Below are 13,770 nucleotides of genomic sequence, written 5' to 3' on the forward strand. Positions count from 1 at the left end.
ACTAAATAAAATGAATTTTAGTACCGCCTTACCTACTTTTGTAATTACCCTCCGAGAAGGTGTAGAAGCCGCTCTAGTTGTGGGTATTGTCCTCGCATTATTGAAAAAAGCTAAACAATCTCAACTCAATTCTTGGGTATATGCTGGTGTTATTGTTGGTATTATAGTTAGTGGTTTAATCGGTATTTTATTTACTGGGATCATTAAATTCCTAGCATCTATTAATCCTCAGTATACCCCTGTAGTTGAGCCAACATTAGAAGGTGTATTTAGCATTTTAGCAATAGTCATGCTCAGTTGGATGCTAATCTGGATGACAAAACAAGCCAGATTCATGAAAGCACAAGTTGAGGGAGCAATTACCCAAGCACTGGGAAAAAATTCAAATGCAGCTTGGGGAGTTTTTAGTTTAATTTTAGTCGCCATTGTCCGCGAAGGATTTGAAACTGTTTTATTTGTCGCAGCTAATTTTCAACAAGGTTTATTACCAACTTTAGGCGCGTTTGGTGGTTTAGCTACAGCCGCAGCAATTGGTTTTTTATTGTTTAAATGGGGGGTGAAAATTAATATCCGTCAATTCTTCCAAGTTATGGGCGTTTTATTAATATTAATTGTTTCCGGTTTAGTAGTATCTGGTTTACAACATTTTGATGAAGCTATAGCTAATTTAGCTCTGAGTAGTCGTTCTTCAGAAAATCTTTGTTTCTATTACGAACACTTCACAAGCATTCACTCTTGTATTTTAGGTCCAATAGTTTGGAATACTGAAAATATCTTATCTGATGAACAGTTCCCCGGTATCATTCTCAAATCATTATTTGGTTATAGAGACAAAATTTATATTGTTCAAGCCGTAGGATATTTAGTATTTCTTGTTAGTATTGGTGGACTATATTTCCGCAGCATTACAGGCGATAATAATCAAACTAGCAAAAATAAAATCATGACCAGTAACATCAAGGAGGAATTAAAAATTAAGTGACAATTCACCACATTTGCAAACGAGTTTCAAATCAGTAATTTATAGATTAAAATCGTCAATACGCAAGAGCGCGGAGTTTGCGCCCTTGAATATCTTGACCAACACTAACAAACAGAAAAGGGTAAAATTATTACCTCTTCCCTATTCCTAGCATTCAATCCAAAGCCTTAAAATTCCAAGTAATTTCAGGCCATGACATTTCCGCAAGAGGAGAGACTGTTTTCTGGTGTAGTGGAGTATTATTACCCAACACCGCTATCAGTTCCAACAAAAATGTAATCAAGACCGCTTGTATAAATTTTTCTGACATAACATCCTCTCTTTATTTATATGGATGGGACTTCCATGTAAATTTGTTATTCTAAATACACTTTGTGTTATTGATTTATTTGGATACGGTGAATATAATTTGAGAATATCTTAGAAATCAATGAAAGAATGTGATCTAGTTTTCCATTCATATATACCTAACAATTTAGACGTTTGTTTTTCCTGAAAAGTGTCTTAAAAATACAAATTTATTTTTAGATTTATAGAAATAACTAATTCTTATACCCCAGGTAATTAATTATTGGAAACTGTACAAACACTGGCATTTACGTAAAATATATTTCTTTACATTGACTTTTAGCTGCTCTCTTTATCTCGCTTAAACTAATGTTCATTGGTAATTTCAACACAATCAGCCATTGTCACCGATAGAATAAATGAAAAATAGCTAAAAACACGCTAAATGATTCCTATCGTTATTGAACAATCGGGTCGAGGCGAACGCGCCTTTGATATCTATTCACGGCTGTTGCGTGAGCGGATTATTTTTTTGGGAGAACAAGTTGATAGCAATCTAGCCAACTTGATTGTGGCCCAACTGCTGTTTTTAGATTCTGAGGACGCGGAGAAGGACATATATATGTACATTAATTCTCCTGGTGGTTCAGTGACAGCAGGAATGGGAATTTTTGACACTATGAAGCATATTCGCCCTGATGTTTGTACAATTTGTACTGGATTAGCGGCAAGTATGGGAGCTTTTCTTCTCAGTGCTGGTACAAAGGGTAAACGTATGAGTTTACCCCATTCACGGATTATGATTCATCAACCCCTGGGTGGTGCTCAGGGACAAGCGACTGATATTGCAATTCAAGCCCGGGAAATTCTGTACCACAAGCAACGACTGAATGAGTTTCTCGCTGAACACACTGGTCAACCTTTTGAGCGGATTTCTGAAGATACCGAACGTGATTTCTTTATGTCTCCGGCTGAAGCTAAAGACTATGGCTTAATTGACCAAGTAATTGACCGTCATGCCGCAGGTAGTCGTCCTGTCGCTCTAGTTTAGTTATTGGTCAGTGGTCAGTGGTTAGTGGTCAGTGGTAAAGGAAAAAACTAACGACTAACAACTGGCCAGTTTAAAATCCCGCAATTGGGTCTGGTTGGGATTTTAGGTAAGTGAGAAAATTGCGTAATTCTTCTTCACTCAGAAGAGAACGTCCTCGTTTATTGTAGGTTTTCACCAAATAATCTTTTCCTTGTTCTGGTGTCCAACCTAAACGCTCAATTTCTACATCTGTTTGGGCAATTACATCAGATAAATTTACTGGTTCATTATGTCTTTTCTTTTTACCGATGACTGACTGAACACCAGCATCTTCATAAGGGGTATAATTCCGAGGAGTAAACGGTGTGACATTACTAAGAGAGACTTCTGTTAAAGGTGGATATTCTGGTTCTGAATGAGGAAATATCTCTGGTTTTGTAGCTTTATCAGTATTAAGCTCTTCTAGAACAGGTGGTGTATATATTGGTGTATTGCTGCTGACAGGAGAAACAGGTTTTGATTCCTGTAAACTAGGTTGGATTGGTGGTGGGGGAACTAATAGTGGGGCCGATTTTGTAACTTCTACTGGTAGATTCTTGATTCCTAAAACTGTTAACGCCCTAATTCTAGCTTGGTCTTCTGCAGCTTCCACCGTTTCTGCTCCGGCAATTCCCGTTGCACGGATGATACCTTCAAGTTGTATACTGACACGGACGATATATTTACCTTGAAAAATTTCTATTAATTCCGAGATTATACTGCCGTTGGGGTACAAGTTTTGGAATTGCGCCAACATCATACTTTCAACCATTTTATCTAAATTCTCGTAACTACATAAATTTCTAGTCAGGGAATAACGGACAAGGATAATTAACTACTCCTAGACATAAGGGCATATTTCCGTATAAAGTCCTACTGAGAACCGGACAGTTAAGACACAAGACATTAGATATGACCTGATTCTAGCAGTTATTGATCAGAAATTGTCATCTTCACCTAATTAAATGCTATACTAATTACCCAATTAGATATCTAGAAGTATTTTTAAAGAAGTGCGCTCTAAATCTACAATAGTAAAGATAAGGTTCGCCCTCACTGCCTGTGTTTTACTGCTTACCTGATTGTTACCGATTCTACAGAAGGGAGAATTGGGGTTTTTCGGCAGTTTCTCCTAGTTAAGACATGGCTAACGCTACGCTATCGGATGCTAATGGTGTGAAATTACCTTCGTTCTAAACAATCAAAAACCTATGGTTAAGCGTGTTTATAGCTTCTGGGTGGTATGAAGAGTTCTTCAAACCAAGTCTCTCCCTAACCCATAATCTATACATCTAGTGGTTAATCATTAAGTATCAGAGTGTATGGTGGAAATTGTTTAGAGCCGGGGAAGCAGTCACGCTGACAAACTCTGAGTGTCATAAAGCGAGAAATCGGAGCAGGCGCTTTCTCCTACCATGACGGCAACTAGCGGAAAACCAGATTCGACAAAAAATGATGTTTTGACCAAAGGTCGGTTCACTGCATGGAATTTTCAATCGCTACACTTCTTGCCAATTTTACAGATGATAAATTGGTAGCTCGTAAAGTCCTAGAAAAGAAACTGGGTTGTGAGAATGAGGAAAGTCTAGAAAAACTACAAATTACTTTAGATGTACTGGAAAAAATTGGGCTTTTGGTGAAGGAACGGGGAAAATATCGCCGCGTCACCGAGGAGGGGTTAATTGAGGCTAAACTACGCTGTTCCAGCAAGGGCTTTTGCTTTGCAATTCAAGATAGCGAAGGCTCAGAGGATATTTACATCCGTGAAAGTCATTTGAGTAATGCCTGGAATGGCGATCGCGTTTTAGTTAGAGTCCTCAAGGAAGGCAGTCGACGGCGATCGCCCGAAGGTGAAGTTAAATTGATCATGGAACGGTCTAATCACACCTTACTCGCTAGAATTAAGCAGGTAGAGGAAGGTTTTCGGGCTGTACCCTTAGATGACAGATTGCTGTTTGAACTAAAACTACAACTCAACAGCATGAATCTGGAAGAGGCAATTGATCATTTAGCTCATGTAGAAATTCTCCGTTATCCCTTGGCACAATATCCCCCCTTGGGTCGAGTGGTGCAAATTCTGGGCAGTGATGCTGAAGCCGCAGCAGATATAGATTTGGTAACTTGTAAACATGATTTATCCCGAACTTTTCCTGATGCAATCCTCGATGTCGCCACAAAGTTACCCAAAAGACTCCTGAAAGCAGACCTGAAAAATCGTCTCGATTTACGTGATATTTTTACCTTCACGATCAAAAGTGTCAACAGTGATGAATCTGTGGTGGAAAATGCCTGGAGTTTGGAAAAAACTACCGCTGATAATTGGCGATTAATTGTTCATATTACGGATGTGTCCCACTATATCCAACCAGATGAAGCCTTAGATAGGGAAGCCCTGAAGCGCGGTAAATCAGTATATTTAGGAGAATCCTTACTGCCAATGTTACCAGCAGCGGTGACAGAACGGTGTTCTCTGATCCCTGGTAGCGATCGCTTGGCTCTTTCCTTTATCATTACCATTAACCCCCAATCGGGAGAAGTGGAGGAATGGGAAATTCAACCTAGTGTCATTAGTGTAGATACATCTGTAAGTCAAACAAATGCAGTCAGCATTCTCACAGGTAAAACCACCAAAGTGACAGCCGAAGTTCAAGAGAAACTGCTAGATTTGCAGACTTTGGCTATGGCTATTAAACAGGTACGTTTAGAGCGGGGTAGTTTACAGTTAAATCTCCCACCCACTCATAACCCTTACCATGATGAAGGATCAATGGGATCTGTGGTACTAAATGACTTACCACCAGCGTCGCTGATCACAGAGTTGGTAATATTAGTTAACCAACTCATGGCCAACCACCTCAACGCTCTAGACATTCCTTGTCTATGGCGAGTCCAAGGTACACCTGACCCCGAAGATGTTCAGGAAATGCTCAAACTAGCTGTGAATTTAGGTGTGGAATTAGGACTAGACCCAGAATTGGAAATCCAACCCCTAGATTATCAACACTTGACAGGAGCTTTTACCGAATCTCCATCGGAACAAGTTCTCACTTACTTGTTACAGGACACTCTTAAGCCCTCTGTCTACAGCGTCACCAAGAGTTCTCACTTTGGACTGGCCTTATCTCAATATGTCCACATCACCGCCCCCCTCCGTCGTTATCCAGATATCCTCTTACAACGGGTGTATCATAACTTAATAGAACATGGGCGCGATCGCCGGAATACCCGCGTCAAAGAACGAATTAATCTCCGCCATTCCAATTGTCATGAAGAAATTAATTGGAACGTTCTTCCCCCAGAACTCCAACAAGAAATCCAAAGTGACTTAACTAGAGTTGTTGTTCAGATTAATGACCGAGAAAAAGAAGTCCAAGAAGCAGAAGCTGATTTAGCCGGACTGCAAAAAGCCTCCTTGATGAAACAACGCATTGGCGAAATATTTCCTGGAGTAATTACTGGTGTTCAATCCTATGGTTTCTTTGTAGAAATCGAAGTCCCAGTAGAAGCACCGATCCGGGGCAATCTCGCCAATACCTTACGGGTAGAAGGGCTAGTTCACGTCAGTTCCCTCAAAGATGATTGGTATGAATATCGGGCTAGACAACAAGCTTTATTTGGGCGGAAAAATCGAGCTTCCTACCGACTCGGCGATAGCTGCATGGTGCAAGTCAAGAGTGTTGATTATTACCGTCAACAAATTGATTTAGTTACCGTTGGCGCTGATGGTTTACCTAAAAGCACGGGCGCAAATATAAATAATGAAGATCTAGGAGACATTTATTCACCCAATGAAACCGACTCTTTCGACCAAGAACCATAATGATAAAGAATAGTCAGTTATTCTTTGCCAGTTGTCAGTTGTCCATCCATTGTTATTACAGCACTTCCCGGTGTTATGAGGTACATATCTAGCGGGAAAGATGCCCGCACCACAGGAGTTTCATAATTCAACCTTGTACCTCATCTTCAGCGGAAAACGCTGTAAATACTGACTACCAACCACCGACCACTGACTAATGACTAATAACACAAAACCTTTAATCCTGGGCGTAACAGGTGCATCTGGTCTAATTTACGCCGTTCGCGCTCTTAAATTTCTCTTAGCAGCAGAATACGAGATTGAACTGGTAGCCTCTAAATCAACTTACATGGTTTGGCAAGCAGAACAGGAAATCCGAATGCCAGGAGAACCAGATAAACAAGCACAATTTTGGCGGGAACAAGCGGGAGTTCCCGCACAAGGCAAACTCCGCTGTCATCCTTGGAGTGATGTTGGCGCTGGTATTGCCAGTGGTTCTTTTCGCACTTTGGGGATGATCATTATGCCTTGTAGTATGAGTACAGTCGCCAAACTAGCTGGTGGATTAAGTTCCGACTTACTAGAACGAGCCGCAGATGTACAAATCAAAGAAGGACGTAAACTAGTAATTGTCCCCAGAGAAACTCCTTTGAGTTTAATTCACCTGCGAAACCTGACCACCTTAGCAGAAACTGGAGTCAGAATTGTCCCGGCTATTCCTGCTTGGTATCACAACCCTCAAACCATTGAGGATTTAGTTGATTTTGTTGTTGCTCGCGCTCTGGATCAATTAGACGTTGATTGTATACCAATTCAGCGATGGCAAGGTCATTTATAGCCTTTCCCCGTTAGGGGTTTTTTTCTCTGATGTATTTTCAATTTCTGCAGCAATTTTGAACTTTTTATGGCTGTAATTCGCTTAATTATCTTAGTGGCGGCAATACTGGGACTAATAATCATATTAGCCCAAAATTTATCGCCCTTACTATCCCTAGTATTTTTGGGAATGCGAAGTCAATCATTACCATTAGGATTGTGGATTTTATTGAGTATCATTGCTGGTATTTTTACATCTTTAATAATTACCAGGTTATTAAAGTTGGCGACGGATTTAAATTTACAACAACAACCTACACCTAAATCAATTCCCACCCCACCCCGTGTTAGACCATATACTCCACCTTCTCAAAGTCCTCCACCCCCAGTTAGTCAATTTCATGATCAAGATGATTGGAATACAAATCAAAATCAAGATGATTGGGATGATGGTGATAATTATCAATCAGTACCAGAGACCTCTCAAAACAATTCCCGAACTAGTTCTGTTTATTCCTACAGTTCCCAAGCACCAAAAAATACTGCTGTAGGTAAAACCGAATCAATCTACGATGCTGATTATCGGGTAATTGTTCCCCCTTATCAAGAATCAAGCAAAAATCAAGTAACCGATGATGATGACTGGGATTTTTTTGAAGATGATGATTTTGATGATAATAACGAAAATAAACCACAGAAACGCTAATTTAATATAAATTTGATAGAAGTAGAAAATGGCAGAAGTTAACTTAAATATCAGTAGTTTTTCTCCATCAATCTTATTTATTTTTTTGATCTTCCATTTCTTAAATCCTCTCTGTACAAGCTTTCTAACCTTTAATCACCGTCAAAATCACGTTAAATCATTCCTTTATATCTAAACATCATGGAAATAACACGGGCTTATCTTGTATTTTTTGAAAAACTGTGTATAATAACATATTATACCCTTGCATATAGTAACCTTATCTAAATTTGTGCAACCTGGTTTTCTAACTAACTACTTTACGCTTAAAGAGAATAAGAAACGTTTTCACAAATATTTTAGATAGGATTGCTAACCGATAACACAAATCAAGAGATTTCTGCCATGATTCATAAATTAATTAACACTAATATTAAGAGTTCTCATGTTTTGCTAACTCCTAATGAAGTTAAGGACAAATTACCTTTAACCAAAACCGCTGAACATACAATTTTAAAATTCAGACAACAAATAGAACATATTCTAGATTTTCAAGATAGACGTAAATTCCTTGTCGTGGGTCCTTGTTCCATTCATGATCCCAAAGCCGCTATAGAATATGCCGAAAAATTGCAACCTTTAGCCGAAAAAGTTCAAGATAAATTGCTGTTAATTATGCGGGTTTATTTTGAAAAACCGAGAACTACTGTAGGTTGGAAAGGATTAATTAATGATCCAGAAATGGATGATTCCTTTAATGTAGAAAAAGGGATATTAATTGCCAGAAACTTATTATTAAAGTTGGCAGATTTAGGATTACCAACCGCCACAGAAGCACTTGATCCCATTATACCCCAATATATCAGCGAATTGGTATCCTGGTCAGCAATTGGGGCAAGAACAACTGAATCGCAAACACACCGAGAAATGGCTAGTGGTCTATCTATGCCCGTCGGATTTAAAAATGGTACAGACGGGAATATTCAAGTAGCTGTAAATGCCCTCAAATCTGCAAAAACACCACATAATTTTCTAGGGATTAATCAAAAAGGACAAGTAAGCGTATTTCAAACTCGGGGAAATGCCCATGGTCATGTAATTTTGCGGGGTGGAACTCAGCCTAATTTTGATGCAGAAAACATCAAATTAGTAGAGGAACAATTAAAAGCAGCCAACCTATCACCCAGAATAGTTGTTGATTGTAGTCATGGTAATACTAATAAAGATTACAGATTACAATCTATGGTTTTTGAGAATATTATTCAGCAAATAGTTGATGGTAATAGTTCCATTGTAGGAATGATGCTAGAATCAAATTTGTATGAAGGTAGTCAACCGATTACAGGAAATCGTGAAGACCTACAATATGGTGTTTCCGTAACTGATAAATGTATTAATTGGGAAGAAACAGAAAGAATTATTTTGGCCGCTCACGCCAAATTATAGCATTAGGGGCGGGGAAACCCGCCCAGAATCTATTAATACATATACAAATGGGATTGGTGCGGATCGAACGCACGGCCTAGCGCTTAGGAGGCGCTCGCTCTATCCAACTGAGCTACAACCCCAAAGACCTAACTAAATACCATAATAGCAGTATTTTTAGTGAGAGTGCCAGTCATGATCCCAATCATCACCACCAATTTCCACGCCACACAGATTACTACTGGCATTGATAATCACCTGAGATTTACTGCCCTTAAGTTCTCGCAATTCTAAGTTTAGCTCACCTTGCATAGTATCTCGACAACAGAATGCCAATCCATTCCTTGTTGGTGCGCGGAGGGGTGTACCTGGGAGATGGGTAGTTGCGGTGAGTTTAACCTCATAATGTAGGTTTTTAGCTTGCATTTGCCATCTACCCCAGGGCTGAATTTGCCATTTTACCTCTGAATTCCAGGGAGCAAATTCATAAAACTTACCTTGGTGGTGAATACCAATCATCGCCACCGATTCCATCCACCATAATACACCACGTTTGCCACCACCTGCCGTTAAAGCTAAATCCGATTGATTAATAAAAGAATTGCAATTTAGCCAAAACCATTTTTGGGGAAATGCACCACCCCAATTTTTTTCTGAGTATGCAGGTGCATTAGTGAACTCATAAATCTTACCATGCCAGTCTATCCAACCTTTAGCTAAACCATGAGCCATTAAAATTTGCCATCCTGGTTCAAATATCTGTAAAGATGATAACAAACCTGCTGTTGATTGCTGAAAAGTATTTTGATTTCCCCATGCGTATATAGGTTGAATTTCGTACTCCCATCGACAGTAATTACCAGTAGCAGGATCAGTAATTATCCCTTGATTTAAAATAGCTGTAGCTTGATAACCCTCCTGAATATAATGTGTAAATTCATCACGGATAAGATACAGAGGAGCAACTTGTAAGTTAGTTTTTCCCCAATGTCCTAATCCTAAAACATCTCGACTCGCCCAAAATTTGTTAACATCGGGAAAAGTACGACAAAGATATTCATCATTTATACCCAGGATTTGGGCTGCTCCGCCGCTGTAGGGCTGATTACCCATAGGATCTTCGATAGAGTACATAAAAGCGATAGTTTGCCCAATATCGGGCAGTGTGACCCGGTAATACCAACCTTCAAAAAAGCGGCGACTACCACCATCCCAATGATAACCACTGTGAGGAGTTTGGGTGAAATTGACGAGATTTTTGGGAATATTCAGCATAGTTTCTGCCTTGTTATCTATAAAATGTCTTTGTGTGCAACTAGCCTTTATAGCTTATCTGATAGGTTGCGTGGCGTATCCGTAGGTGTATCCTCCTGAATCAGACGCACCTTTAAGGGTGTTTGACATTTTTTCATTTGGTTAGGGGCTTTACAATTTAGTATAGGCTGTGATTAAATATTTAATGTCGGGCAATACATCAGGCATTTTCCAAAAATAGGCTTGAAACCCAATCCAATTCTCACGACATCATTAAGATTTCAGAGTTTTGGTGAAGGTATGAATCGAGCACAGTCAACAGGTTAGCGTCAAAATTTGTCCTAAAGACAAAGAAACACGGAATAGAAAAGAGATTTTGGGAACTTTAACTTTTCGTTACATAGTTCTGTTTTTTCATATACCTATTTAATATCTCAACAGTTGAAGTAAATACAGTGGTATGCACTGGCATAATATTCTAATTTTCATCCTAGAAGCTCATACCAAAAGGTTTTACCCCTGATTGCTGACCGCTGAAGACTGAGAGCATCTATAGGGAAAACCCCCAAAAAGTGCGAAATGATTAGAGACATAGCATTCCACCTGAATTATTAGGGTGATTCAAACTAGATATTTTAAAAGTTCACTGATTAAACACCTAATATTGGGTAAATGTATTTAATCAAATTCACTCACTAATCATCACAAAATACCGTAATCTAGAAAAGTGTATTTATTCACGAAGATCTGATCAATACAGTTTCCTTTATTATATACTGGTATCAGAGGGTAGAATTAACAATTAAAAATTAAAAAATCATGCAACAGTATTTTTACAGGTTTTTCATCATTGGTTAGCGTGCGCCATTGTGTACCAGCATCTCAGATCTATTAAAGAAGAATCTTTAATGTTCTTAGCTTACCATCAGCGCAAAGACCAGAAGAGGATTGTTACAAGTTCATGTTTCTAAAAGCAAATCAAAAACAATAATTATGCTGGAGATAGGATTTGAGACCCATAGAGGCGGTATTCAGTTAGTAAAACTTCCACGCCTTATACCTTTATTTCTGATTGTGGGCGATGTTTTTGGCCTATTTGTCTGTTTGGGAATTAGTTCCTACTTGACTTTAGATCATCCATTGGCGGGATTTGACTTATTTGTGTATGGATTTATATTAATGGTTTTAACTGGAATGTATTTGTTAGATACATACCATCCAGAAAAAGAAATTGCAGGTTTACAAGCTCCAGCTCGCATCCTCCTCAACAGTTTAGTAGTTACTGTCATCACCTCCTTGATAATTTATTTATCAGGAAGTTGGCAACAGCATACAGGAGGACTGAGGAGTATATTGCTAATTAACTTAGGAATATTTACAATCTGGGCAATTATATTAAGACTATTGTCCTTGAATTGGTGGCGATCAAAGTCCCAACAAGGTCGTTGGTTAATGCTAGGCTCTAGTAATCATGCCATAAAATTTGCCCAAATGTTCTTAACGCGGAATCCATTAGGGCGATTAGTGATTCTCACTGAAAATCCTCAACAGTTTTCTGACTTAGCAGAAATAGAGCCCCAACTCAGTCATGAAGGCTGCTTCAGCGAATTATCTTATTGGAGTCAACAACCCTTGTCAGGGGTAGTAGTAGGGGCAAAAATAGGCCTCACCGATGCACAGATACAGAGTCTGATGGAACTGCGACTAAAAGGCATACCTATTTATCGGTTGCCTGACATTTGGGAAACTTTATGGTATAAATTGCCTTCATCTTTACTTGAGGATGAGTGGTTTGCGTTTAGCAATGGTTTTAACTTAGTCTTTTGTGGTACTAGTCTCAAAATCAAACGGTGTACAGATATCTTATTGACCGGGCTATTACTCTTACTACTGTCACCACTCATGGTAATTGTCGGATTCATAATTAGATTAGATAGCCCAGGTCCAATTTTTTATAGTCAATTAAGAACAGGATTATATGGTAAACCATTTCGGGTTTACAAGTTTCGTTCCATGTATCAAGATGCTGAGAAAAGAGGAGCACAATGGGCAAGTCAGCGAGATCCACGCATTACCAAGGTAGGACATTGGCTTAGACTTCTGCGAATTGACGAACTACCACAGATTATAAATGTGTTACGTGGAGAAATGAGCCTAATTGGACCTCGTCCAGAAAGGCCAGAGTTTGATGTTAAGCTCAAAGAAGCAATTCCTTATTATGAAATGCGTTATTTAGTCAAACCAGGAATTACTGGTTGGGCCCAGGTGCTTTATCCCTACGGGGCTTCCCTGGAAGATGCTTATGAAAAGCTATCTTACGACCTTTACTATATTAAGAACTATTCTTTATTCTTGGATATGGTGATAGTCTTGAAAACCATCAGAGTTGTTTTGTTGGGTAAAGGCAGATGAATCAAAAGATCTTGGTAACTGGAGGTGCCGGCTATATTGGCTCTCATGTCGTGCGTCAACTGGGTGAAGCTGGTTATGACCTAGTTGTATATGACAATTGCTCTACGGGTGTTCCTCAATCTGTACTGCATGGTGAACTAATTATTGGCGACTTAGGAGATATAGACCACCTTTACCAAGTCTTTGCCAAACATCAATTTAGTGCAGTCTTGCACTTTGCCGCCAGTCTAATTGTACCAGAATCCGTTGCCCATCCCCTAGATTACTACACCAATAACACCCGGAATACTTTGAATTTACTCCAGTGCTGTAGTATCATGGGTGTTGACAAATTGATCTTTTCTAGTACAGCCGCAGTTTACGGCGAACCTGAAGAAAATCCTGTCACAGAGTTTACTCCCACATTACCGATTAACCCCTACGGGCGCTCTAAACTAATGAGTGAATGGATGATTCAAGATCATGGAATAGCATCTCAGTTGCGATATGTAATTCTCCGCTATTTCAACGTTGCGGGAGCAGACCCCGGTGGTAGAATCGGACAAAACTCCAGGAATGCAACTCATCTGATTGCCAATGCCTGTAATACTGCCCTGAAACGCCAATCAGAATTTAAGATATTTGGCACTGATTTTCCCACCCCAGATGGTACAGGAATTCGAGATTATATCCATGTCGAAGACCTAGCCACAGCCCATGTTGATGGGTTACGCTATCTAGAACAGGATGGAGAAAGTCAAATTTTCAACTGTGGTTATGGACAAGGTTATAGTGTCAGACAAGTTGTAGAAAGGGTTAAGGCGATTTCTGGGGTAGATTTTCCAGTCATCGAAGTACCGCGTCGTCCGGGAGATCCAGCCTGTGTGACTGCTGCTACAGAAAAAATTAAGCAGGTATTGAATTGGCAACCTAAGTATAATAATCTAGATAATATCATCTCCAGTTTTCTCGCTTGGGAAAAAATTAAATGCCAAAAACCACTGATGACTAGTTTTTGTTCGGACAAATGATCTATAATTTTTACACTGCCTAATTTCTAT

Annotated in this window: 11 protein-coding genes and 1 tRNA gene; 8 read left to right on the plus strand and 4 right to left on the minus strand. The window is 39.3% G+C overall.

Annotated features, from left to right (window positions below):
• Positions 1-10 precede the first annotated feature (10 nt).
• On the plus strand, positions 11-982 hold the full coding sequence (locus tag H6G44_RS15655) for an FTR1 family iron permease (protein WP_190387483.1): 972 nt from the start codon (positions 11-13) through the stop codon (positions 980-982).
• A gap of 154 nt (positions 983-1,136) precedes the next feature.
• On the opposite strand, the gene H6G44_RS15660 is transcribed toward H6G44_RS15655, so the two are convergent.
• A complete protein-coding gene (locus H6G44_RS15660; protein ID WP_190387482.1) occupies positions 1,137-1,292 on the minus strand; it encodes a hypothetical protein in 156 nt (51 codons plus the stop codon).
• 423 nt (positions 1,293-1,715) lie between these two features.
• Here H6G44_RS15660 and clpP point away from each other — a divergent pair, with 423 nt between their 5' ends.
• A complete protein-coding gene (clpP, locus tag H6G44_RS15665) occupies positions 1,716-2,321 on the plus strand; it encodes an ATP-dependent Clp endopeptidase proteolytic subunit ClpP (RefSeq protein ID WP_190387481.1) in 606 nt (201 codons plus the stop codon).
• A 70-nt stretch (positions 2,322-2,391) separates the two neighbouring features.
• Here clpP and H6G44_RS15670 read toward each other — a convergent pair whose 3' ends face one another.
• Complete coding sequence (locus H6G44_RS15670; protein ID WP_190387499.1) at positions 2,392-3,096, minus strand: hypothetical protein; 705 nt, start codon at positions 3,094-3,096, stop codon at positions 2,392-2,394.
• Positions 3,097-3,822: 726 nt separating this feature from the next.
• On the opposite strand from H6G44_RS15670, the gene H6G44_RS15675 reads away from it, so the two are divergent.
• The 4 genes from H6G44_RS15675 (at position 3,823) to H6G44_RS15690 (ending at position 9,085) form a co-directional block, all read left to right on the plus strand.
• The gene (locus H6G44_RS15675; protein ID WP_190387480.1) at positions 3,823-6,159 is read left to right on the plus strand and encodes a ribonuclease R family protein; all 2,337 of its coding nucleotides are present in this window, start codon (positions 3,823-3,825) and stop codon (positions 6,157-6,159) included.
• A 196-nt stretch (positions 6,160-6,355) separates the two neighbouring features.
• A complete protein-coding gene (locus H6G44_RS15680) occupies positions 6,356-6,976 on the plus strand; it encodes a flavin prenyltransferase UbiX (RefSeq protein WP_190387479.1) in 621 nt (206 codons plus the stop codon).
• A gap of 66 nt (positions 6,977-7,042) precedes the next feature.
• Entirely contained in the window at positions 7,043-7,660 is a 618-nt protein-coding gene (locus H6G44_RS15685; protein WP_190387478.1) for a LapA family protein, read from the plus strand.
• A gap of 384 nt (positions 7,661-8,044) precedes the next feature.
• Positions 8,045-9,085, plus strand: coding sequence for a 3-deoxy-7-phosphoheptulonate synthase (locus H6G44_RS15690; protein WP_190387477.1), 1,041 nt, complete (start codon positions 8,045-8,047; stop codon positions 9,083-9,085).
• Between the two features lie 48 nt (positions 9,086-9,133).
• Here H6G44_RS15690 and H6G44_RS15695 read toward each other — a convergent pair.
• Positions 9,134-9,207 (minus strand) — tRNA-Arg (locus H6G44_RS15695).
• Between the two features lie 34 nt (positions 9,208-9,241).
• The gene (locus tag H6G44_RS15700; protein WP_190387476.1) at positions 9,242-10,339 is read right to left on the minus strand and encodes a tocopherol cyclase family protein; all 1,098 of its coding nucleotides are present in this window, start codon (positions 10,337-10,339) and stop codon (positions 9,242-9,244) included.
• Positions 10,340-11,311: 972 nt separating this feature from the next.
• Between H6G44_RS15700 and H6G44_RS15705 the strand changes: the two genes are divergently transcribed.
• Together H6G44_RS15705 and galE are read left to right on the plus strand one after the other, a co-directional pair.
• Complete coding sequence (locus tag H6G44_RS15705; protein WP_190387475.1) at positions 11,312-12,730, plus strand: sugar transferase; 1,419 nt, start codon at positions 11,312-11,314, stop codon at positions 12,728-12,730.
• Positions 12,727-13,740: a UDP-glucose 4-epimerase GalE gene (gene galE, locus H6G44_RS15710; protein ID WP_190387474.1), complete on the plus strand. Its 1,014-nt coding sequence runs from the start codon at positions 12,727-12,729 to the stop codon at positions 13,738-13,740. The genes H6G44_RS15705 and galE overlap by 4 nt, the downstream gene beginning before the upstream one ends.
• Positions 13,741-13,770 lie beyond the last annotated feature (30 nt).

The sequence above is a fragment of the Aphanizomenon flos-aquae FACHB-1287 genome (assembly GCF_014698755.1).
Classification (GTDB): domain Bacteria; phylum Cyanobacteriota; class Cyanobacteriia; order Cyanobacteriales; family Nostocaceae; genus Dolichospermum; species Dolichospermum flosaquae.

Coding starts and splice junctions, on each gene's coding strand:
- H6G44_RS15675 (WP_190387480.1), top strand. CDS start 3,823: ATGGAATTTTCAATCGCTACACTTCTTGCCAATTTTACAGATGATAAA.
- clpP (WP_190387481.1), top strand. CDS start 1,716: ATGATTCCTATCGTTATTGAACAATCGGGTCGAGGCGAACGCGCCTTT.
- H6G44_RS15700 (WP_190387476.1), bottom strand. CDS start 10,339: ATGCTGAATATTCCCAAAAATCTCGTCAATTTCACCCAAACTCCTCAC.
- H6G44_RS15660 (WP_190387482.1), bottom strand. CDS start 1,292: ATGTCAGAAAAATTTATACAAGCGGTCTTGATTACATTTTTGTTGGAA.
- H6G44_RS15670 (WP_190387499.1), bottom strand. CDS start 3,096: ATGTTGGCGCAATTCCAAAACTTGTACCCCAACGGCAGTATAATCTCG.
- H6G44_RS15655 (WP_190387483.1), top strand. CDS start 11: ATGAATTTTAGTACCGCCTTACCTACTTTTGTAATTACCCTCCGAGAA.
- galE (WP_190387474.1), top strand. CDS start 12,727: ATGAATCAAAAGATCTTGGTAACTGGAGGTGCCGGCTATATTGGCTCT.
- H6G44_RS15680 (WP_190387479.1), top strand. CDS start 6,356: ATGACTAATAACACAAAACCTTTAATCCTGGGCGTAACAGGTGCATCT.
- H6G44_RS15705 (WP_190387475.1), top strand. CDS start 11,312: ATGCTGGAGATAGGATTTGAGACCCATAGAGGCGGTATTCAGTTAGTA.
- H6G44_RS15690 (WP_190387477.1), top strand. CDS start 8,045: ATGATTCATAAATTAATTAACACTAATATTAAGAGTTCTCATGTTTTG.
- H6G44_RS15685 (WP_190387478.1), top strand. CDS start 7,043: ATGGCTGTAATTCGCTTAATTATCTTAGTGGCGGCAATACTGGGACTA.